The 21,069-nt window shown below is 52.0% G+C and carries 24 protein-coding genes; 13 read left to right on the forward strand and 11 right to left on the reverse strand.

The window, feature by feature from the left end; translation table 11 throughout:
* From BP822_RS10930 to BP822_RS10950, 5 genes are all read right to left on the reverse strand, one after another.
* The coding region (locus tag BP822_RS10930; RefSeq protein ID WP_286878289.1) for a tetratricopeptide repeat protein at nt 1-967 on the reverse strand (967 nt) is incomplete at its 3' end.
* Nucleotides 968-1,166: 199 nt separating this feature from the next.
* Entirely contained in the window at nt 1,167-1,385 is a 219-nt protein-coding gene (locus BP822_RS10935; RefSeq protein ID WP_048132501.1) for a hypothetical protein, read from the reverse strand.
* 50 nt (nt 1,386-1,435) lie between these two features.
* Nucleotides 1,436-1,993 (reverse strand): UbiX family flavin prenyltransferase, encoded by a 558-nt coding sequence (locus BP822_RS10940; protein WP_273271287.1) that lies wholly within the window; start codon nt 1,991-1,993, stop codon nt 1,436-1,438.
* A gap of 54 nt (nt 1,994-2,047) precedes the next feature.
* Nucleotides 2,048-2,788: a DNA polymerase beta superfamily protein gene (locus BP822_RS10945; RefSeq protein WP_273271286.1), complete on the reverse strand. Its 741-nt coding sequence runs from the start codon at nt 2,786-2,788 to the stop codon at nt 2,048-2,050.
* A 25-nt stretch (nt 2,789-2,813) separates the two neighbouring features.
* Nucleotides 2,814-3,725 (reverse strand): deoxyhypusine synthase, encoded by a 912-nt coding sequence (locus BP822_RS10950; protein WP_013720400.1) that lies wholly within the window; start codon nt 3,723-3,725, stop codon nt 2,814-2,816.
* Nucleotides 3,726-3,858: 133 nt separating this feature from the next.
* Between BP822_RS10950 and BP822_RS10955 the strand changes: the two genes are divergently transcribed.
* Genes BP822_RS10955 through BP822_RS11005 form a run of 11 tightly spaced genes read left to right on the forward strand, consistent with a single transcriptional unit; the run spans nt 3,859 to nt 14,274 of the window.
* Nucleotides 3,859-4,263 (forward strand): NADH-quinone oxidoreductase subunit A, encoded by a 405-nt coding sequence (locus BP822_RS10955; RefSeq protein WP_013720401.1) that lies wholly within the window; start codon nt 3,859-3,861, stop codon nt 4,261-4,263.
* Nucleotides 4,254-4,826: an NADH-quinone oxidoreductase subunit B gene (locus BP822_RS10960; RefSeq protein ID WP_013720402.1), complete on the forward strand. Its 573-nt coding sequence runs from the start codon at nt 4,254-4,256 to the stop codon at nt 4,824-4,826. The genes BP822_RS10955 and BP822_RS10960 overlap by 10 nt, the downstream gene beginning before the upstream one ends.
* A gap of 14 nt (nt 4,827-4,840) precedes the next feature.
* A complete protein-coding gene (gene fpoD, locus BP822_RS10965) occupies nt 4,841-6,553 on the forward strand; it encodes a F420H2 dehydrogenase subunit FpoD (protein WP_013720403.1) in 1,713 nt (570 codons plus the stop codon).
* A 12-nt stretch (nt 6,554-6,565) separates the two neighbouring features.
* On the forward strand, nt 6,566-7,618 hold the full coding sequence (gene fpoH, locus BP822_RS10970; RefSeq protein ID WP_013720404.1) for a F420H2 dehydrogenase subunit FpoH: 1,053 nt from the start codon (nt 6,566-6,568) through the stop codon (nt 7,616-7,618).
* 12 nt (nt 7,619-7,630) lie between these two features.
* Nucleotides 7,631-8,212: a 4Fe-4S binding protein gene (locus BP822_RS10975; RefSeq protein WP_013720405.1), complete on the forward strand. Its 582-nt coding sequence runs from the start codon at nt 7,631-7,633 to the stop codon at nt 8,210-8,212.
* On the forward strand, nt 8,212-8,643 hold the full coding sequence (locus BP822_RS10980) for an NADH-quinone oxidoreductase subunit J (RefSeq protein ID WP_157863829.1): 432 nt from the start codon (nt 8,212-8,214) through the stop codon (nt 8,641-8,643). Before BP822_RS10975 ends, BP822_RS10980 begins: the two co-directional genes overlap by 1 nt.
* The gene (locus tag BP822_RS10985) at nt 8,630-8,893 is read left to right on the forward strand and encodes an NADH-quinone oxidoreductase subunit J (protein WP_048132505.1); all 264 of its coding nucleotides are present in this window, start codon (nt 8,630-8,632) and stop codon (nt 8,891-8,893) included. Before BP822_RS10980 ends, BP822_RS10985 begins: the two co-directional genes overlap by 14 nt.
* Nucleotides 8,894-8,931: 38 nt before the next feature.
* The gene (gene fpoK, locus BP822_RS10990; RefSeq protein WP_013720406.1) at nt 8,932-9,234 is read left to right on the forward strand and encodes a F420H2 dehydrogenase subunit FpoK; all 303 of its coding nucleotides are present in this window, start codon (nt 8,932-8,934) and stop codon (nt 9,232-9,234) included.
* A 3-nt stretch (nt 9,235-9,237) separates the two neighbouring features.
* Nucleotides 9,238-11,277 (forward strand): NADH-quinone oxidoreductase subunit L, encoded by a 2,040-nt coding sequence (nuoL, locus tag BP822_RS10995; RefSeq protein WP_013720407.1) that lies wholly within the window; start codon nt 9,238-9,240, stop codon nt 11,275-11,277.
* Nucleotides 11,274-12,776 carry a complex I subunit 4 family protein gene (locus BP822_RS11000; protein ID WP_013720408.1) on the forward strand — a complete coding sequence of 501 codons (1,503 nt, stop codon included), beginning with the start codon at nt 11,274-11,276 and terminating at the stop codon, nt 12,774-12,776. Before nuoL ends, BP822_RS11000 begins: the two co-directional genes overlap by 4 nt.
* Nucleotide 12,777: 1 nt before the next feature.
* Nucleotides 12,778-14,274 (forward strand): NADH-quinone oxidoreductase subunit N, encoded by a 1,497-nt coding sequence (locus BP822_RS11005; RefSeq protein ID WP_286878290.1) that lies wholly within the window; start codon nt 12,778-12,780, stop codon nt 14,272-14,274.
* Nucleotides 14,275-14,745: 471 nt separating this feature from the next.
* Here BP822_RS11005 and BP822_RS11010 read toward each other — a convergent pair whose 3' ends face one another.
* From BP822_RS11010 to cbiM, 5 genes are all read right to left on the reverse strand, one after another.
* On the reverse strand, nt 14,746-14,946 hold the full coding sequence (locus BP822_RS11010) for a hypothetical protein (RefSeq protein WP_286878291.1): 201 nt from the start codon (nt 14,944-14,946) through the stop codon (nt 14,746-14,748).
* 79 nt (nt 14,947-15,025) lie between these two features.
* Nucleotides 15,026-15,859, reverse strand: coding sequence for an ATP-binding cassette domain-containing protein (locus tag BP822_RS11015; RefSeq protein ID WP_048133337.1), 834 nt, complete (start codon nt 15,857-15,859; stop codon nt 15,026-15,028).
* A 16-nt stretch (nt 15,860-15,875) separates the two neighbouring features.
* Nucleotides 15,876-16,814 (reverse strand): cobalt ECF transporter T component CbiQ, encoded by a 939-nt coding sequence (gene cbiQ, locus BP822_RS11020; RefSeq protein ID WP_287848747.1) that lies wholly within the window; start codon nt 16,812-16,814, stop codon nt 15,876-15,878.
* Between the two features lie 119 nt (nt 16,815-16,933).
* The gene (locus BP822_RS11025) at nt 16,934-17,248 is read right to left on the reverse strand and encodes a PDGLE domain-containing protein (RefSeq protein ID WP_048132509.1); all 315 of its coding nucleotides are present in this window, start codon (nt 17,246-17,248) and stop codon (nt 16,934-16,936) included.
* Between the two features lie 9 nt (nt 17,249-17,257).
* The gene (cbiM, locus tag BP822_RS11030; protein ID WP_048132513.1) at nt 17,258-17,977 is read right to left on the reverse strand and encodes a cobalt transporter CbiM; all 720 of its coding nucleotides are present in this window, start codon (nt 17,975-17,977) and stop codon (nt 17,258-17,260) included.
* Between the two features lie 162 nt (nt 17,978-18,139).
* Here cbiM and BP822_RS11035 point away from each other — a divergent pair, with 162 nt between their 5' ends.
* The gene (locus BP822_RS11035) at nt 18,140-18,958 is read left to right on the forward strand and encodes a DUF5803 family protein (RefSeq protein WP_013720413.1); all 819 of its coding nucleotides are present in this window, start codon (nt 18,140-18,142) and stop codon (nt 18,956-18,958) included.
* A gap of 42 nt (nt 18,959-19,000) precedes the next feature.
* The gene (locus BP822_RS11040) at nt 19,001-19,687 is read left to right on the forward strand and encodes an MBL fold metallo-hydrolase (protein ID WP_273278575.1); all 687 of its coding nucleotides are present in this window, start codon (nt 19,001-19,003) and stop codon (nt 19,685-19,687) included.
* A gap of 222 nt (nt 19,688-19,909) precedes the next feature.
* Here BP822_RS11040 and rtcA read toward each other — a convergent pair whose 3' ends face one another.
* A complete protein-coding gene (gene rtcA, locus BP822_RS11045) occupies nt 19,910-20,953 on the reverse strand; it encodes an RNA 3'-terminal phosphate cyclase (RefSeq protein WP_286878292.1) in 1,044 nt (347 codons plus the stop codon).
* Nucleotides 20,954-21,069 lie beyond the last annotated feature (116 nt).

The raw sequence follows: 21,069 nt of genomic DNA on the forward strand, positions 1-21,069 counted from the left end.
CATCGCTGTATCTGCCCATCGATCGATACAGCTCTGCGAGATTGTTCAGGCTCTGGGCATAGGCGGGATGGTCTTCACCTAGCGATTTGCCCCAATTTTCTATTGCCTTTCGGTAGAGCGGCTCAGCATCGCTGTATCTGCCCATCGAATAATACAGGCCAGCAAGATTGTTCAAGCTCTGGGAGTAGTCAGGATGATCTTCGCCTAGCGATTTGCGCCGAATTTCTGTTGCCTGGCGGAAAAGCGGCTCAGCTTCGCTATATCTGCCCATCGAATCGTACACCAATGCAAGGTTGTTCAGGCTGGTGGCGTAATTGGGATGATCTTCGCCTAGCGATCTGCGCCAGATTTCTATTGCCTTGCGAAAAAGCGGCTCAGCTTCGTTGTATCTGCCCATCGATCGATACAGGATAGCGAGGTTGTTCAGGCTAGCAGCGTAGTTGGGATGATCTTCTCCCAGTGATTTGCGCCGAATTTCTGTCGCCTGGCGGAAAAGCCGCTCAGCTTCGCTATATCTGCCTATAGATCGATACAGCTCTGCGAGGTTGTTCAAGCCGGTGGCGCAGTTGGGATGATCTTCGCCTAGCGATTTGCCCCAAATTTCTGTTACCTGGCAGAAAAGCGGCTCCGCATCGTCGTATCTGCCCATGGAATAGTATACCAATGCAAGGTTGTTCAGGCTAGTGGCGTAGTCGGGATGGGCTTCACCTAGCGATTTGCGGCAAATTTCTGCTGCCTGGCGGAAAAGCGGCTCAGCATCGTTGTATCTGCCCATCGATCGATACAGCTCTGCAAGGTTGTTCAGGCTAGCGGCGTAGTCGGGATGATCATAGCCCACTTTTTGCCAAATTAAGTCCCTTAGTTCCTCGGCAAAAGCTATTGCCTGAATATAATTACCATCATTACGAAAGTCAATGACCTTTTCGTTGAGAATCAAAATCTTATTATCGATTTCTTCCTCAGTCATCATCAATCCTTTCTTTTTCGCGAGATTAAGATTTGTTTGTTATTTTAATCCATATAAATTAGTTTTCATAGGAGATCAATGAGATATATTGCAATTTACAGCTATCTAGCCTTTTCAAGATGATATTGTATTTGATGATGTTGATAGTATGCAGTAATCCATGGGAAAATTAGCATTTCAAAAATCGAGAAAAAGTTGTTTAGTGATGCGCTCCATGCGCATCTGCATGTGCGCCATGGGGCGCTGCGTTTGTCCCTCCTTTTACAATCAGGAAGTCCTTATCCAGATAGGCCTGATGGGCCAGGTCCAGGCATTCTTTGCAGATATAGAAGATCTCATCCTTGGGGCCGTGAATGGTGGCCAAGTTGAGCTTGACAGGAACCGTCTCCTTCTCAACAAGACAGAGGGCGCACTTCATCTAATTTCACCTTTTACTCGCACTGATTCGCACGGTTATAAGCATTTCCTTCATTCTCCTTCCCATCTTTTATAAAGGTCATTCTCCAGGCCCAGGAGATCAAGCACCCTTCCCACCAGCACATCCACCAGCTCTGCAAGGCTTTTGGGCTGGGAGTAGAAGGCGGGGCAGGCGGGCAAGATCACTGCACCTGCCTCGCTGGCAGCTACCATATTGCGCAGCTGAATCAGGCTCAGAGGCGTCTCCCTGGGGACCAAAATCAGCCTCCTCTTCTCTTTCAGGCATACGTCGGCGCAGCGGGTGATCAGGGTATCCGAGGATCCGCAGGCAATCCCTGAGAGGGTTCCCATACTGCAGGGGATGACCACCAGGGCGTCGAAGAGATGCGATCCGCTGGCTACCGGCGCGGAGAAATCTTTGGGGGCATAAACATGGGTCGCCAGCTCCTCCACCCCTCGGGCCGGCGAGCTGGTCTCTATCTCGATGATCTTTCGGGCTGAATCGGTGATTATCAGGTGGGTGGTGCAGCCCTTCGCCTTAAGAGCTTCCAGGAGCCGGATTCCATACTGCACTCCTGAAGCCCCGCTGATTCCTACAACGATCTCCATATCATTTCCTCAACTAAGCTCGCTTCATACCGATAGAGGAACTCCCTCATCTCTTCAATCCTTTCCGGCATCCTCATCCATCTCCTTCAAGCGCTGCCGCAAGAGAAAATCGCGGAATTGATCCTCGTCGGGCAGATCGGGCAGCATGCTTTGCCTGTATGCCTCATCCAGTTGATTCATCCCCTCTTTTAACTCTTCAGGAGTAGGATCGTGCATTACGGGCTCATAGCTAATCCTGGCCTCTCTCAGCAGCTCGATTCCGAAGTTGATGCTCCTCAGAGCAGTGCGATATCCTTTGCCCGGCCTCTTGACCAATCCAGCGCCGGACAATTTAAGCTGCCCGGTCTCGGATTCAATCTGGCTTTCTGCCATCCCTTTTATGGAATGATAGCTTTCCCGGCAGAGGTTTGCCTGCACAATAGCTGATAGCTCCTCCTGAAGGGCAGAAGGCATAATCACCAGGGGGCTGGTCGCATACCAGATGGCATTGATGTTTCCTTTGATGAGCAGGTCGATGAGGTGGCCGATCTCCCAGCCCAGGGTATCATAAATCCCTCCCCTTCTCGCGACCATCTCCTGGCGGATTGTGGCCGGGAACTTCTCCCCTCGCAGGATTCTCCTTGTGGGGACGGTATAGATCATAACCAGGTCGATATCGCTCGTTTCATTCTCCATCTTCCACATATGAGAGCCGACGCAGCTGATGTATTGGATCCTCATCCCCCTGCCTTTGACCGTCTGTGCTGCCTTCAGCTCCGATATGGGCAGGTCCTCAAAATCGATCTGTTCGATCATCAATGGCCGCCTTCCCTCCATATCGCTATTTTTTCAGCCTCTCCAGCGCCGCCCCCACCATCAATGGCAGGGTAATTGTCGCGTCCCCGTAAACCGTCACATAGCTTGCGCTCTCCGATATCTTGCCCCAGGAGATGGCCTCGGATAGCGTTGCCCCGGACAAGCCTCCGTTCTCTGGGGTATCCGTGGTGAGCTGAATCGCGAGATCAAAGCTATTTGGTGTGACCAGCATGGACTGCAGGGTGAAGTTCTTGGGAACCCCTCCTCCAACGATCACAACTCCCGCCCTCTCACTGTTGTAGCAGATGTCGACGATCTCCCTGATATCGGCAAATGCGTCCACAGAGAGCTTTTTCGTCTGGCTGAACATCCAGGCCTGCAGGCCGATCATGGAGTCGGGAAGAGCGGGACAGAATACGGGCACCTCCATGTCGTATGCTGAGCGCAATATTGATCGCTCGTCACTTATCCTGCTGCCCAGGATGTTCAACAATTGCCTGCCGGATATAGATTCAGCGCTTTCCGGAAAGATGCTTTGCATCAGCTCCTCGAAGGCCACGAAGTCCTCATCCCTGATGAATACATCATAGATCCGGCTCACCCCTATAGTTCGGAGGGAGGAGTCATTCGATTCGGCACATCCCAGGGTGTGGCAGCTATAGGACTCTATTATATCATGCACCAGGTTCGCTCCGGTTGTCACCAGCACATCCACATGGCCGCCCCGAATCAGATCTGAGACCACATGCCTCATCCCTGCCGGGACCATAGCACCCGATAGGGTTAGAAATTTTGTAAAATCTCCAGAAAGCATTCTTTCGTATATGTCCGCTGCCTGGGCCAGCCTTCTGGCTCCAAAGCCACATTGGCTCCATCCCCTGACCAAAGCATCTATGCTCATCCCCGGCTCGATCTTTAGCTGATGTACTGCATCCATTTTATTCACCTTAATGATGATAATGCCCGCCAAATAGTCCTGGAAAATTGTGATTGAACTTATGCAACGCGAAATTTTTTCTCATAAACCTTTTATACCAGGCCTTATGTTTAGCTTTTACGGAGGATAAACAATGGCCGGCGAACCGATGGCAGTGGTTTATTATATACCACTTATTATATTTTTGATAATGGGAGCTATAGTGCCCATTGCGGCTCTGGCAGCTATAAAAATCATAGCGCCGAATAAACCTAGCCGCCAAAAGCTATCGATATACGAAGGAGGGCTGAAACCAATCCGCGACGCCAAGATCCAGTATAGCGTTCAATATTACCTTTTCGCAATCGTTTTTGTGATATTCGATGTTGAGGTTTTGTTCTTATACCCCTGGATCTATGTCTACGCGAACGAAGCCATGCAAAAGTTCATGGTCTTCGGATCAATGAATATTGCCGTCTTCGAGATGCTCCTATTCATCATTGTATTGCTGGTTGGACTGATTTATGCAATCAAGAAGGAGGCTTTGCGTTGGGTATAAGCGATGTCATACCCGTGCCTGTATGTATCGATGAGGAGATTGAGAAGTGGACTATATTCGGCCAGCCCGTCACTGAGGTCTGGTTCACCACCACTGAGAAGATCCATGAGATCATCCAGATGGGGCCCATCAAGAATATCTTCAACTGGGGCAGAAAGAATTCCGTATACTTTTTAATGCAGCCCATGGGCTGCTGTGGTGTGGAGATGTTCGTCTTCGGAGCTGCACCCTATGACAGCGACCGGTTTGGATGCATTCCGAGAAACACCCCCCGACAGACGGATGTGATGATCATCTCCGGTTACTTGACCCGGAAGTACCTGCCGGTCTTCAAGAACCTGTGGGAGAACATGCCTGAGCCCAAGTGGTGCATAGCCATTGGTGAATGCGCTATATCCGGCGGGCCGTTCTATGATTCCTACAACATCATCCAGAACACAGGCGACTATTTCCCCATTGATGTCTACATCCCCGGATGTCCGCCACGCCCTGAGCAGTTCCTTGAGGGGCTCATGAATCTCCAGGAAAAGATCAAGCAGCGTAAGGACTTGCGAGACTATTAAGGAGGGATCTTTTCTTGACAAATGCAAGCGAGGTCTTAAGCTCGATCCAGTCCGCCTTCCCTGCAGCGGTATCAGACGGCAAAGTGGAGTCGGATGACAGGTTATGGGTCACAGTTGACTCCAAGAAGATCCGGGATGTATGCAAATACATGACCGATAAGCTCGGTTTCGACCACTACGCAGGTTCAGCAGGGGTCGACTGGATCGCCAGAAATGAGATGGAGGTCGTCGAGATCATGGCCAGCTATGGAATTCATAATGTAGTGGCCATGCTGAAGGTTAAAACGCCACGCGACAATCCATCTGTCCCTTCCCTTGTCGATATGTACTGGAATGCCAACTGGTATGAGAGAGAGACTTGGGAGATGTTTGGCATCAACTTCGAAGGGCACCCAGAGCTGTATCCACTTCTCCTGTCCGATCCATTGGTTGGGGTCTGGCCCTGGAGAAAGGATTTCAAGGGCTATCCCGACCTGACCACTGGAGAGAGGGCGGTGCAGATCACCACCCCCGAGGGCTATACCGAATACCGCTTCCCGCCCACTCCTGCCGAGATCGAGGCGGGGACAGTGGTGACCGAGAGGCCCAAATATCCCACATTCCGGGAGAGAGAGGAGGCCCATATCAAATCCGATTCGGAGATGATCATGCATCTTGGGCCGCAGCATGCCATGGTTCCCGGTCCTTTCCTGCTCGATATACTGGTTGAAGGAGAGAGGGTCAAGAAGGCCTTCCTCGATCTGGGCTATATCCACAAGGGCATCGAGAAGATCATGGAGAACAGAAGTTGGCTCCAGGGGATAACCTATACCGACAGGATGTGCTACGTCGCGGCCCTGAGCAACAACGAGTGCTACTGCGGAGCAGTGGAGAGGCTTTTGGGCCTGGAAGTACCCCTGAGGGCTCAATACATCCGGGTCATCTTGGAGGAGCTTTCCAGAATCCAGAGCCACCTGATAGGCACTGGCGAGTTCCTGACCCTGATCGCTGGGGTGGGCTTTGCCCCCTGGCAGTACATGATCATGGATAGAGAGAAGATCATCTCTCTGATTGAGAGCGTCACCGGAGCCAGGCTGACTCATTCATTCGTCCGCTTTGGAGGGGTAAGAAACGACCTTCCAGAGGGCTTCGACGAGCAATGCCGAAAGGTCTTTCCCTACATGAAGTCCAGGATCGAGGAGTTCATTGAGCTCTTCGCCCAGGATCCCATCTACCATGCCAGGATGGAGAATATCGGCTCCATATCGCCCGAGACCGCTAAGCGCATTGGCTGCGCTGGAAGGGTGCTGAGGGCAGCGGGCGTTCCTTATGACATGAGAATTGAGGATCCCATCCTGGTCTATCCGGAGCTTGACTTCAAGGTGGTCACCGGAACCCGTGGCGATTCGGCGGACAGAATCGATTGCACTCTAAGGGAGATGCTGGAGAGCATTCATATCATAGAGCAATGTCTGGATAAAATTCCCTCCGGACCGATAAAGACCGAGGCCAAGATTCCCAAGAAGATTCCCGCAGGCGAGGCCTACTATCGGGTCGAGGACCCGCGCGGAGAGATGGGAATGTACGTCATCAGCGACGGAGGCGACAAGCCATACCGGGTGAAGGTAAGAGGGCCTTTCTATGCTACATTCCAGACTTTGACTCCGCTTCTTGAGGGAGTATACATTGCGGATGCGGTGGCAATTGCCGGAAGCATGGACGGCTGCCCATCTGAATCTGACAGGTAGGAGGGAGAGGATTTGGACGGAATAATAGATACCATCACCCAATTTGCTGCCCAGGAGCCGGCAATATTCGCCCTGATCATAGGCATAATCGGCGCAGCGGTGCTTTCTGCCGTGGTCAATGTAGGCGCAATGCTGGTGATCTGGGCAGACAGAAAGGTAATGAGCGATTTCTGCAACCGGTTCGGCCCCAACCGGGTGGGTGGCAGATGGGGTATACTTCAGCTGGGCGCTGATGCCATCAAGCTATTCACCAAAGAGGATGTCATACCTGCAGGAGTCGATAAGGGGGTCTATGTCTGGGCTCCTATTATCGCCTCTGCCGGCACCATGCTGGTGGCTGCAGCCATACCATTTGGAGCACTGCATATCGGTGGCAAAAACTATCCCCTGGTAGTCGCCAATATGGATATCAGCGCTTTTTATGTGGAAGCAGCTCTCAGCATCATGTCCATTGCCGTCTTCATGGCCGGGTACAGCTCGAACAATAAGTACTCAATCCTCGGAGCCTTCCGAGGCATTGCCAGGATGATCGCCTATGAGGTTCCAATGGGCGTTTGCGTCATATCCGTAGCGGTCATGGCCCATAGCCTCAACCTGGTGGAGATCGTAGAAAGCCAGACCGTTTGGTATGCATTTGCCCAGCCGCTGGGATTTGTCATCTTCATGATCGCCCTGGTGACTGACCTGGGAAGAGTCCCATTCGACCAGAGCGAGGCAGAAGAGGAGATCATCTGCGGCTACAGCACCGAATACAGCGGTATCAGGTGGGGTCTCCTATACTTCCAGGAGTACAATAACTTCCTCTTGGGATCCATTCTGGTCTCGCTCCTGTTCCTGGGCGGATGGCATGGACCGATTATACCCATACCCCTTCTGGACATGGTATCGCCTATGATCTGGCTGCTCATGAAGGTTATAATCGTTATTTGGTTCATAATATTGATCAGGGCTGCTCTCTTCCGTCTGAGAATAGATCAGGTGACTGACCTGGGATGGAAGTGGATGCTGCCTTTATCCATATTGAATCTGGGGTGGGCAGTAATAGTGGGCTCATACTTTGCATGAGGTGGCTGTAAGATGTTGAAGAGAAAGATGATAAAGAACTTCACCTGGCCTTTGAAGACCGCCTCGCGGGAGATAGAAGTCACCAGGCTCTATCCCGAGTTCATGATGGAGCTGCCTGATGCAGAGAGAGGGATTCATGAGCTGGATGCCACCATATGCATCGGCTGCGGCTCATGTGCTAGAGTCTGTCCCAACAGCTGCATTGAGATGGTGCACTTCAAGTTCGGAAATCCCCTCAAGAACAAGAAGATGCAGTTTCCGCAAATCGATTACGGAAGATGTATGTTCTGCGGCCTGTGCGTGGATGAATGCCCGGTCGAATGCCTCAAGATGGGAAAGAAGGTCATCATGGCTGGCTGGGAAAGAAAGGACATCGTGAAAGGTCCTGATTTCCTGGCCACCAAGAGGTTCTCAGCCAAAGAGGTAGCAGACCTGGAGGCCGAGGCAAAGAGGATTGCTGCTGAGAAGGCCGCTGCCAAGAAGGCTGCGGCAAAAGATGCTGCAGCCGCAGGCGACAAGAAGCCAGCCAAAGAGGGAGCAAATGCAGAAAAGAAGAAGGCGGTGGCCAAACCCGCAGAAGGAGGTGCTTCCTGATGTCGGAAAAAGAACCTGAAAAAAATGTGATTAGAAGCATATTCGAGCTGCTGGTGCTTTTGCTTGCCCTCGGAGTCATCTTCGGCGGACTGGCGGTGATAATATTCCTGTCCCCCTGGTCCAAGACGATATTGGACAGGCTGCTGGACTACGATATTCGCTTTGCCATAGAGCTTTTGGCATTTCTGGCCATAGCGACAATTATTGTCCTTTTATCGGCGCTGACGGTCCTGGTCAAGAATATTGTGCATAGCGCTCTTTACCTGCTGGGAACCTTTGCTGGAGTGGCTGCGCTCTACATATTCATGAATGCCCCCTTCGTGGGTGTGGCTCAGATCCTGGTTTACATTGGTGCAGTGGGAGTTTTGATACTCTTCGCTGTGATGCTCACCAGGAGGACGATTATGGAGGAGTCTCATGGCGAAATTTAAGCTCATTATACTGACTCTGGCCTTCCTTGCTGCCCTGGTGGCTTCACTTTCGGTAACCGATTGGGGACCGGTCACAGAGCACCCGCTCGGCTACGCCCCTTCGGAGGGGATGAGGCTTCCTGAGAGCGGTGTAGGAGACATAGGGTTTGAGATCTTCACCACCTATGTCTTCTCCTTTGAGGTTCTGGCCCTGGTCCTGACCGCAGCCCTGGTCGGAGCGATCTGGGTGGCAAGAAAGGAGAACGCCTAGGGAGGGCGACAAAGAATGACAAGGAGGGAAGTTTACCGATGATACCGTTGGAGCTTTACATATTGCTGGCATCCATCATGTTCACCATCGGCTTGTACGGCCTCATCACACAGAAGAACGGAGTCAAGCTGATGATGTGCATCGAGCTGCTGCTCAATAGCGCCAACATCAATCTTGTTGCCTTCTCAGCCTACCAGCCTAATATGAACGGGCAGGTATTCGCCCTGTTCTCCATAGCGCTGGCGGCAGCTGAAGCGGGTGTTGGATTTGCTATATTGATCGCACTATACAGGCTATACGGAACCATTGACCTGGATAACATAAACACCATGAGGTGGTAGTCTTTGTATTCCGATTTAGCTTATCTGATTGTTGGGCTGCCTGTACTGGCATTTGTGCTGTGCCTCTTCTTTGGCTGGCACCTGCCCAGAGGCGGTGGATTTATCACCGTCCTGGCGACGTTAGGCGCCTTCATTATATCCTTTGGAATATTCCAGGAGATCTATCCCGGTGATATCGTCCATCAGTCGATGCACTGGTTTGGCGATTTCAATGTGGGAATACTGATAGATCCACTGTCACTGATTATGCTGCTCATGGTGTCCCTCGTGGTCACTTTGATCCATATCTACGGCAATGGATACATGAATGGCGACCCGGGCGCAGCGAGATACTTCGCCGAGGCGGCACTGTTCTCCGCTGCTATGCTGGGACTGGTCTACGCAGATAACCTGCTTCAGCTCTTCATATTCTGGGAGCTGGTGGGACTGTGTTCCTATCTCCTGATTGGATTCTGGTACCGGAAGCCATCTGCAGCAGCCGCTGCCAAGAAAGCATTCCTCACTACCCGTGTGGGCGATGTCATGTTCCTGGCGGCCATAATTGTGCTTTACAACAACCTGGTCAACCTGAACATCACCCTCAATCCAGGAGAGTACCTTTTGCAGTTCCCGGTGATCTATGCTCATATCGCCGAGATACCGCCAGATCAGCTGACTCTCATTGCTCTGGGCCTTTTGGGTGGTGCAGTGGGCAAGTCAGGTCAGTTCCCCCTGCATGTCTGGCTTCCTGATGCCATGGAGGGTCCAACCACCGTCTCCGCCATGATCCATGCGGCCACGATGGTTACCGCCGGTGTATTCCTGGTAGCCAGGATGTTTCCCCTGTTCTATGCCGCACCTCACGGCCTGACCGCGGTAGCGGCAGTGGGAGCATTCACAGCCCTGTTCGCAGCCACCATGGGCCTGACGGCGTTTGATATCAAAAGAGTGCTGGCTTTCTCCACTGTCTCTCAGCTCGGTTTCATGATGGCCGGTCTTGGTGTGGGAGCAGCAGTGGGAGCATTTGCGGTGGGCGTTTCCATGTTCCACCTCATTGGCCACTCATTCTTCAAGGCCCTGCTCTTCCTCTGTGCCGGCTCAGTCATCCACGCCGTCAATACCAATGATATGCGTGAGATGGGCGGGGTTGGGAAGTACATGAAGTGGACCATGTACACCATGCTCATAGGCTCATTATCCCTGGCAGGATTCCCCTTATTCACGGGATTCTTCTCCAAGGATGAGATCATCATGATCGCTTATGAGTACGGCATAGCGATCAACTTCCTGCCCTACATCTTCCTCATACTGGCGGCGGTCCTGACAGCCATCTACACCTTCAGAATGTGGTTCTCCGTCTTCACGGGCAAAGAGAGATCTAACTACGGAAAGCACGAGTCTCCCTGGGTTATGCTGGGGCCGCTGGTGATTCTGGCCATATTCGCCTTCGCATTCGGCTTTGCCGCTCAGCATGACTTCTACAACTATCTGGACTCCAACTTCGAGCATTATGACATGGATTTCGTTGAGCTGGGCATCATCGGAGGCCATGCGCTTATTGAAGAGCATGGTGCTGCTGCCGAAGAGGGCGAGCATGCCTCTGCTGAGGAAGGCCATGGCGCGGCTGCTGAAGGAGAGGGAAGCCATGCGATACCATTGCACATTCAGCTACTGCCCTATATTGTGGCTTTGGGCGGCATTCTGATAGCAGCCCTGTTCTACTGGGATCGGGTCAAGAAGTTCGACCCCAGCCAGGTGACCGGGGATAAGGATCCAATCAGAAAGATGCTGCTGAAAGGCTACTACCAGCATGAGATCATGACCGGCTGGATATGTGAGGGAATAGTCTACGGCACGGCTCTGATCAGCAATACGATAGACATCAAGATCGTTGATGGCTGGCTCAACTGGCTCAGCGCCTGGGTCATGGGCTTTGCAGGTCACGTGAGAAAGGTTCAGACGGGCGTGGTGCAAAACTACGTCACTGCTTTAATGCTAGGGATAGTGGTGCTGGTGATTGCAATTGCTGCTATCAGTCTGGCAATGGAGGTGGGCCTGATATGATCTCAAACGCGCTCTCGTTGATGATACTCCTTCCCTTGCTGGGAGCGATAGTATCCTTCTTTGTGGGCACAAAGGCCAAGTTCGTGGCTCTGATCGCCTCGCTTGCACCTCTGGTGTTATCCCTGCAGATGTACATGGAGTTCGATAAGAGCTCAACTATGATGCAGTTCGTGGAGAGCTACAACTGGGTTCCATCCATCGGAGTCAAGTATACCTTGGGCGTCGATGGCATAGGATTCCCCCTGGTCCTCCTCTCCACCATAGTCACTGTACTGGTGATAATATACTCCTGGGGAGAGACAAAGAAGCCCAATCAATACTTCGCCCTGCTTCTCTTAAATGAGGTGGGAGTGCTCGGAGTGTTCACTGCACTGGACTTCTTCCTGTTCTACATCTTCTGGGAGATCGTTCTCATCCCCATGTTCTTCCTCATTGGATCATGGGGCGGACCGAGAAAGGACTATGCAGCAATCAAGTTCTTCATCTACACCCACGTGGCCAGCCTGGTGATGCTCCTGGCGATATTCGCTCTGTATTTCACCTACCAGCTGCCGGACGGATCGAGAACCTTTGATATGCTGACATTGCTGAAGGCCACCCAAAACCCGGAGATATTCCCGCCGGCCCTGCTGAACATCATCTTCGCAGGACTGCTGCTCGGGTTCCTGGTCAAGATGCCCGCATTCCCCTTCCATACCTGGCTGCCGGATGCCCACGTCGAGGCTCCGACCGCCGGCTCAGTGGTGCTTGCTGCGCTGCTGCTGAAGATGGGCGGGTACGGTCTGTTCAGGATCATAGTGCCAATGCTGCCCAGCGTTGACAAGATCTTCGTGACCATAATCGCCATCATAGCGGTGCTCTCCATCGTCTACGGAGCATTCCTGGCGCTGGCACAAAAGGACATCAAGAAGCTTGTGGCCTACTCGTCAGTTAGCCACATGGGGTTCGTAACTTTGGGAGCAGTGGCCCTGGTGCCATTATCCATTCAGGGTGCCATGTTCCAGCAGTTCTCCCACGGAATCATTACCTGCGTCCTCTTCATGTCCGCCGGCACCATTCAGCACGTTGTCGGCACCAGGATCATTGCAGACCTGGGAGGACTGGCTGATCGGATGCCCAAGTTCGCCGTTATCATGATGGCCGGGTTTATGGCCTCCTTAGGCCTGCCGGGCATGAGCGGATTTGTGGCTGAGTTCATGACACTGACCGGTGCTTATGCCACCCTTCCCGTATACGTCATGATAGTGGTCTTCCTGAGCATAGTGATCACTGCGGCCTATCATCTCTGGGCCATGCAGAAGGCCATGTTCGGACCGATTTTGAGGAAGTATATGGATGTACATGATCCGCATGCCTATGAGCTGTTCAGTATGAGCATGATCATTCTGCTCACTCTGCTCTTCGGCCTGCAGCCCGGTCTTATGACTGACATGATGGGCACAGCAGCAAACCAGCTATTGCAGCCGGTTGTAACCTTATCTGAGATGGGGGTGATCTGAAGTGGACTTTTCTCACTACGCACCCCTCTGGGGAGAGGCGTTATTGACGGCACTGGCAGTGCTTATACTGCTGCTGGGGGCCATGATGAAGAACAGTGGAAAACTTCCAGGCTATCTGAGCCTGGCCGGGCTGGTCGCAGCCCTGGGGCTGGTGGCAAGCAATCTCTTTATTGCCCCCACCCTGTTCTTCTTTGATACCATATCGGTAGATGCCCTGTCCCAGTTCTTCAAGGCGGTCTTCCTGATTGTGTCCTTGCTGGTAGTGATAGCATCGCTATCCAAGTACACGGGAAAGGGCTCAGACGAGTTCTTCGCTCTGCTCCTCTTGGCCACTGTGGGCATGATGATAGTCTCCAGCTCGGTAGATCTGGTGACTCTGTTCGTGGGCTTCGAGCTGGCCAGTCTGTCCACCTATGCCATGGCGGCGTTTGACAAGACGAAGAAGAACCTGGAGGCGGCCATGAAGTACTTCATCTATGGCTCTGTCTCCTCGGCGTTCATGCTCTTCGGCTTCTCATTGCTCTACGGCATGACCGGATCGACTAGGCTGGCAGACGTCGCAGCAGCATCTGTAGAATCATTCGGTGCAGCGACATTGGTCGCCCTGCTATTCGTCATCGCCGGGTTTGCCTTCAAGATGGCTCTGGTGCCATTCCATATGTGGGCTCCCGATACCTACGAGGGAGCACCGGCCCTGGTCTCGGCGCTGCTTGCCGCAGGTTCCAAGAAGATGGGATTTGCCGCGGCCTTCAGGGTTCTCCTGATCGCCCTGGTGGCCATGAGGGTGGAGTGGTATCTTGCTTTCGCCATACTGGCAGCAGTAACCATGACCCTCGGAAACCTGGCCGCTTGCTGGCAAAATAATGTCAGGCGCATACTGGCATACTCCTCAATCGCCCAGGCGGGCTATATTGCCATCGCATTTGTGGTGGTAGGTGCAGCCTACGGTGATGCCCCGGTCAATGTGCTGAACCTGGGAATGTTCCCCGCGGATCAGCTGGGCATTGCTGGAGCCTTGCTCCTGATACTCGGTCATGCCCTGATGAAGACCGGAGCCTTCATCGGCTCAGCTCAGGTGGCCTCGATGGTCTCCAGAAGCGATGCAGAGGATCCGGATGATATATCCAACTATGCAGGTCTCGCAAGCAGGGCGCCTGTAACGGCGTTTTGTATGCTGATCTTCATGTTCGCCCTGGCGGGAATTCCGCCCACGGCAGGATATATCGGCAAGTTCGTGCTCTTCAGCTCGGCCATCTACTCCGGCCTGGTATGGCTAGCGGTTTTAGCCATCCTGAACAGCGCTCTCTCCCTGGTGTACTACCTGAGGATCATCAGCTACATGTATCTGAAGGAGCCCGCCGGGCCGAAGATCGCTGAGTCGAAGGGATATATGGCGGCACTGGTTCTGACCATGCTAGGAGTCGTCTATATCGGTGTATTCCCCGATCAGTTCATCAACTGGGCACTGCAGGCAGCAACAGTACTGCTGCCTCAGTAATTTCTTTTTTATCTCATAGCAAGAAACGATTCAAGTTCGCCTTTTCGGGAATACCGCTCCTCCGCAGGATAGATCGGCAAGGTCGCGGCTTTAGGCTTGGCCATATGCTCCGGGCTGGCAGCAATTTTTCTCCTGCCTGCTTATTCCTCTTTTTTTTGTTTCGCTATTGATCTATGTTGATCGCCTGAATTTCGTGCAGGCGTCAATGGCCTTATCTACTTCGGCCTACAGTGCTTCGTTTGCAGATCCGAGCAGGCCTGAAATTAAAAAGTCTTTTATGGTGGCTACTTTATTCAGCTTTATTACCGAGTTTAGCTTAGACCGGACTCATCAAAAGAGGGTGTTCCTCTGTTTCCAGGACATCGCAAGGAGACGGCATTATTGGAGTCTTCGAAGATATGCAGGCAATCGTGGTCTCATTCTCGATATTATCTTCGTAGATAACCAAAGCAGGCCGCAGCTTTCCTGGAGTCAGGTCGGAATTTGGAAAAGGAACGAGTATCTATATCGGACTTTCAAATCATCAACTGTATAGATATCAGGTTCGCTCGCTAAGAACTCATGCAGAGATCTCTCTGAGAGGATCATGAGCGACTTGGTGATGTCCTCGGGCTCCTCCCGGTCGTAGTCAAGTTTATGCTTCTGGTCTTTTCGCTCCAAAACCTCGCACATGATTATATCCCTCATCTCTTATTATTTAAATCATGATCGCTAGGCTTTGGGATTGAAATAATTTTTATAAAAGTTCATCTTAGCTCTTCAGATGAACATGAGTATGCCCCGCATCATGGTCATGCAGGTGCTCATGTACGAGCTTGCCGTGGATATGCATGTGCTCATGCACCAGATTGGATTCCATAAGGAGCTCATAATTGGAGAGAACTCTATTTGGAGTGTCATCCAGCTTGATCCTGTGGTCCTCACCCATTACAATTGACCTCTTGCTGATCATATCCATGATCTCTAGGTCGTGTGTAGCAGTGATGATGGTCTTCCCGGCATGAGATAGCTCTCTGAGAAGTTCTATCAGCCAGAGCTGGGTTCTGGGGTCAAGGCCCGCGGATGGCTCGTCCAATAGCAGCACATCGGGATTGTTCACCAGGACGGTGGCAATGCAGACCTTCTTCTTCTCCCCACCGCTCAGGGTGTGAGGCGCTCTGTCTCGCAGCTTTGCTATCTGCATCATCTCTATTATATCCTCAACCCTGGCTTTCACCTCCTCCAAAGGTATATTCAGCTGCAATGGGCCAAAGGCAATCTCCTCGAAGACCGTGGAGGAGAAAAGCTGGATGTCGGAGTTCTGAAAGACAAAGCCCACCTTTGTCCGGAAGTAGGTCCTGAATTTATTCTCCTTTATGGAGTCGAAGACCTCCTCGGTTACCGGATGGCCGAAGGCAAAAAAGTCGCCGGCCGTCGGATAGACCAGGCCGTTCAAGACGGCGAGCAGCGTTGACTTGCCGCTGCCGTTTGAGCCGATGATTGTGACCTGCTCTCCCCTATTGATCTTGATTGTGATATCCTTTAGGGCCTCGATCTTTCCCAGGTAGGAGTAAGATACATTCCTGAGGTCAAATATGGTGTCCATCTTCTCTTCCATGCTCCTATATCCGAGGGATATTCTGAGAGATCAGAAGGAGCACAATGCCCAGAGATATAGCTGTTGCCCCGGCGAGATAGTCACGATTCCTGAATTTGAATTCCTGCATAATATGCACCTCGCCGTTAAAGCCTCGGGAGGTCATGGCCATATGGACTTTCTCGCTCATGTCCAGGGATCTGATCAGGGTATAGCCCATCCTCCCTCCCACCCACTTCTGCTCGTCGAACAGCCCTCCTGCCCGGATGGTTCTCGCCTTCTTGGCGATGTACATCTCTCGCACCAGCTCCATCAGGAGGAAGATATAGCGATAGGCCATCTCCAGGGTGAGGACATACAGCTTTGGAACGCCCACAGATCTCAGGGATTTGAAGAGGACCTGCTTGGAGGTGGTGATGAAAAGCAATACTACTGCCGATACGCATGCTGCCACCCTCATGGTGAAGATCACAGCGGCTACAGTTCCCTGGCGGGTTATGTAGATCGATTCTGGAAGGGAGAACGGCCCCAGGTGAGCTCCCGGTCCGAGGATTGCCAGGTGAATGAGAGGGTCTCCCGGAATGAATATGTTGAAGATCATGGGCAGGGCAATGATCCCAGCGAAAACGGGAATGAAAAGCCATACCCTCTTGATGAAAAAGAGGACATCTATTTTGCTCAGATATGCGAAGAGCAGGGTGAGGAGATAGATGAATATCAGGACATTCAGATCTCCAATCAGGCTGGTTGCGAATACGATGGCCAGAATGGAGATCAGCTTCGCCCTTGGGTCCAGGCTTTGCAGAACGCCGGGCAGGCGGGAGCTGGCCTCAGAGACGAATGCCTCCTCCATGAAGCCTAATATCCCGTCTATCGTCTTTCCCACAAAACCCTTTTTGCCCTGGGCTGTCTCTGGAAACTGAAGTGGGCCAGCATCTACCTCTCTCATCCAATCCGGAATCATATGCTCCTTTTGTTACAGCCTACTGGTTGGAATGCTTTGTCCTCACAGGCACTAGCCGATGAGCGGTTATGTCCAAAGCTAGCGGATATCCTGGCCGACGTCTCCCTGGAGGGATAGTACTAATCCTTTGCGATCCTCTTTCCCAGAATGTATAGCAGGCCGCCTCCAATGATAACTCCTATCACCGCGGAGAGAATGTACGCCGCAGACGCTGCGGTCATTGAGTCTCCCATCCCGGGCAGGGCATAGTCTGGCATTGGCGCGCTCCAAAGGGATGAAAGCTCCTCTAAGCCTTCTGGAACATAGCCTATCTTCTCCTCTAGCTCCTCATTTCCCCATTCTCCAAAGGTCTCTCCCACTGCCAGCAGGCCAAGTGGCGCAAGGATGATGAGCGCAGCCAGGCCTACTATCAGGTTCCTTGTAGTCTTGTCCATGCTCTTTCCTCACAACGTTCCTGCCCTTCCCATTTTTATCCTCTCTCTAGCGGATAACTCACCATAAAGCAGGGTGGCATCGGTCTTTTGAATATAGGCGAAGATCAAAGCAGTTACCAACGCCTCGAGAATGGAAAATCCGAGCGCGTGCTCCAGTATCATTGCAGGCATGGTGATATTCAGGGAATAAGGCATAAAGACGGGAATTCCTTCTGCCGTTTGATGGAGGAGGGGTTGGATTCCGAACATGAAGCCGGTCAGAGCTGCCGCCAGGGTGAGCGATACATATCCTGCTATTGCTGCGGCAATGACCCTGCGTGAAGATGCGATATTAGTGCTTCCGCTCACTATCCTGTAGATATAATAAGCGGAAAAGGGCATCACTACGGCCATGTTGAAACAGTTGGCAGCAATGGCTGTGATCCCCCCATCTCCAAATATCAGGGCCTGCAATACCAGGGCCACCGTCACTGATATTACCGCTGCCCAGGGTCCCAGAACTATTCCTATTATCGCTGCTCCCACTGCGTGGCCAGTGCTGCCACCAGGTATTGGAACATTGAACATCATGATCACGAAGGAGAATGCCGCGGAGAGAGCAAGCAGGGGAACCTGCCTTGATCTGAGTTCGTTGCCCAACCGCCTTCCGGCGTAGATCCATATAGGGATCATTATTATCCATAATGCACCGTAAGTATAAGGCCCTAAATAGCCATCAGGAATGTGCATAGAAACACCCTTGGGCCAATTGTCCTTAGGTTATAAGAAGATATCGGATTCGTATATTATGTGTGAAAATTTTGCATCTATTATCATAAGATCATCTTTTTTCCTAGGGCAAAAAACAAGCGAGCATTTGATAAAGCGGTAGCGCTATTCAGAGTATGAAAGATGACTGAGACTACCACTGAAAAGAGCATACTGCTTCTGATCGCCCTGATGGCGGCCATTCTCTCTGCCCCTACCTCCTCTGCTGAGATCAAAGGGCAGACAGACGGGATACACGAGGGCACTGCCGACTTTGATCTCTCTGAATCCATAAACAGCACTGCGAACAGCATCGCCCCTGCAGAGCATAATGGATTCACAATTTATAATGCCACAGCATCTATGAACGGCGGCGCAGATGGGGAGTTCAACGGCACAGTATATCGTCTGGGCGAGTTGGTGACCGAGGTTACAGTACCGGTCAATGCCAGCCGGCTTAATCTCACCCTGCCAGAGAAGGTGGATAATATCACCCTTTATGATGAAGCCGGAAGAATGGTTAAGATAAATAGCAGCCAGAGTTTCTGGCAGGGAAACTACATCTACAGCCTGGACTTTGAAAGGCATGTCGAGGGAAGGCTGGTCTACAACTTGACTTCACAGGGCCAGCAGTTTGTGATATCAATCCGAGATAAAGGACCGGTAAGAGTAATCCTGCCAGAAGGATATGCCACTGGAGACCGCCTGCTGGGAATAGCCTGGCCCCCACCTGACATGATCGCGAGCGCAGAAAAAAAGAGTGCTCTCACCTGGTATAATACCACTAAGGTATCCTATATTGAGGTGAACTACTATCGAGATAATGCCCGTGAAGCCTTGGCGATAATCATATCCATCCTCGCCCTGGCAGCGATTGCCCTGCTCGTTGAGTATTACTTCAGCATCAGAAAGCTGAGATCATTGAGGATGGAGAAGGAAGAAGAGTCCATGAAGAAGAATTAACCCGTCCCAATAGAAATTCGGATACAATCAAGGGGATGTGCAATGAGTAAAACAATAACCATTTGCGATGGGATCTATGCTGTGGGGGGACCGAATCTCTCCCGTTCCGAGGATGCATATGTCTATCTTGTCGATGCAAAGAGCTGTCTGGTTTTAATAGACGCTGGTGTAGGATATGGAAATGATAAGATAGAAAAGAACATCAGATCTCTGGGCTCCGAGCCAGCACAGGTCTGGCATATTATTGCCACCCACTGCCACATCGATCATATCGGAGGACTTCACCTCTGGCGGGATAAGTACGGCAGCAAGATCATTGCCCATGAACTGGACCGGGCTGGCATAGAGGGCAAGAATAATGAGCTGACGGCCGCCAGCATGTACGGGGTTGACTACCGGCCGGTCATGCTTGATACCATCCTCTCTGGCGAGCATAATCAGATCCGTCTGGGAGAGATGGAATTTAAGGTCCTTCACACCCCCGGCCACACTCCTGGAAGCATCTCGGTTTATATCGATACCCCTGAAGGCAGGGTTCTCTTCGGCCAGGATATACACGGCCCGTTCTCTCCCTCCTGGGGTTCTGATATGGTGGAGTGGAGGAGATCGATGAGAAAACTCCTTGACCTTGAGGCCGATTTTCTCTGCGAGGGGCATGCTGGGATCTACAGAGGCGAGGAGATCAGAGAATATATTGAGGGCTATTTGAGAAGATATAGCTCGAGCTGAGTTTCTCTTTTTTTGGCTCTTCGCTGAATTATGTGGGTGAGTTCAGGCAGAGAATATGGCCTCTGTTCCTCTGTGCCTCTGTGGTTGGGTCAGTGCATCGCGGTTCACCACAGAAGGCACGGAGACATAAAGTTTTTCCGATTTACGTTCACCCATGACAAATAGCGAGGAGCCCTTTTTTATTATTACTACCCTGGCTTAATCTATAGCCCGCCATCAGGCTCAAGCCTCGAGCACCATAACTTCCTTTCCTGATATATCTTTTTGCGAGATCGATATCTTCCTCTCCAGAAAATGCTCTGCAGTCCATATATTAGTACTGGTGTGCAGGGATATCTCCCGGGTGCTATAGCTACCTCCTGCCAGGGCTAGATAGGGAATCAGCTGATCGGCCAGATGAACATCCACAGATGCGCCAGATGCAAGCTCCAAAGCCAGCTCCTCTGCGGCGCTCTTTCCTACCCTTTCTGCAGGAAGACCTCTCTTGCCCAGGCTGCTGGCACCAATATGGACTCTGGGAGAATCCGACCAAAGGGTAATGCCGCTACCCGTTGACGGCAGCCTGAGGACCTCCAGGGCTATGTTGGCCTCAAAGCCTGCCTCCAGAAGAGCTCCGGCCGCTGCATCCGCCTGTCTTTTGGCCACATTCTCGGGCAGGTTTGAGCAATGGGATATTCCGGAGATTTCCATTTCAGATCGATCGCCGGAAGCGTTCCTGACGCCTGTGCTCTCCAGATGAGCGGCCTGGAGTTCCGAGGGCTCGATACTGCAGACCACATTTCCCTGGCCATGGGGGTAGTATCCTCTCTTCTCCAGCTTCAGGCTCGCTTTGGCCCCGAAACGCTGCAGAGCGGGCAGGAAGACGTTCTGGAAGTAATCGACAGTTGGCGACCACTGCACATCAGTTCCACCCTGAACCGATAAGGTTGTGGGTGTATTGGCCCGAAGCAGTGCAGGGAGGAGACATTGAAGGAGAAGAATCCCGCTTCCGGCAGTCCCTATGGAGATCTCATAGCTGCCACCTTGAATCTCGCCTGGAGAGAAGCTGATCTCTGATGATCCTGGGCTGATGCCTGAGGTCTTGGCCTGGCATATGCTGGCCAGAGCAGCAATAGCATGGGCATGCTGAGCTGCCAGTCCGGGCTTTGGACGGCCTTGCCTTATCTTGCTTATGTGGACCGATTTCCCAGTGACCGCACAAAGTGCCACAGCCGTCCTGACGATCTGGCCGCCCCCTTCTCCAAAGGAGCCGTCTATCTCAATCATAATAGATCCTTTTTTTTAACAGGGCAATTTCCATCTTATGCGTAGATTGCGAACAAGTTAAACCTTTGCCGGGAATATCCAATGCGAGTTGCCAGGGGGCGATGAAATCGCAATTT

The sequence above is a fragment of the Methanosaeta sp. UBA458 genome, assembly GCF_002496085.1.
Taxonomy (GTDB): domain Archaea; phylum Halobacteriota; class Methanosarcinia; order Methanotrichales; family Methanotrichaceae; genus Methanothrix; species Methanothrix soehngenii.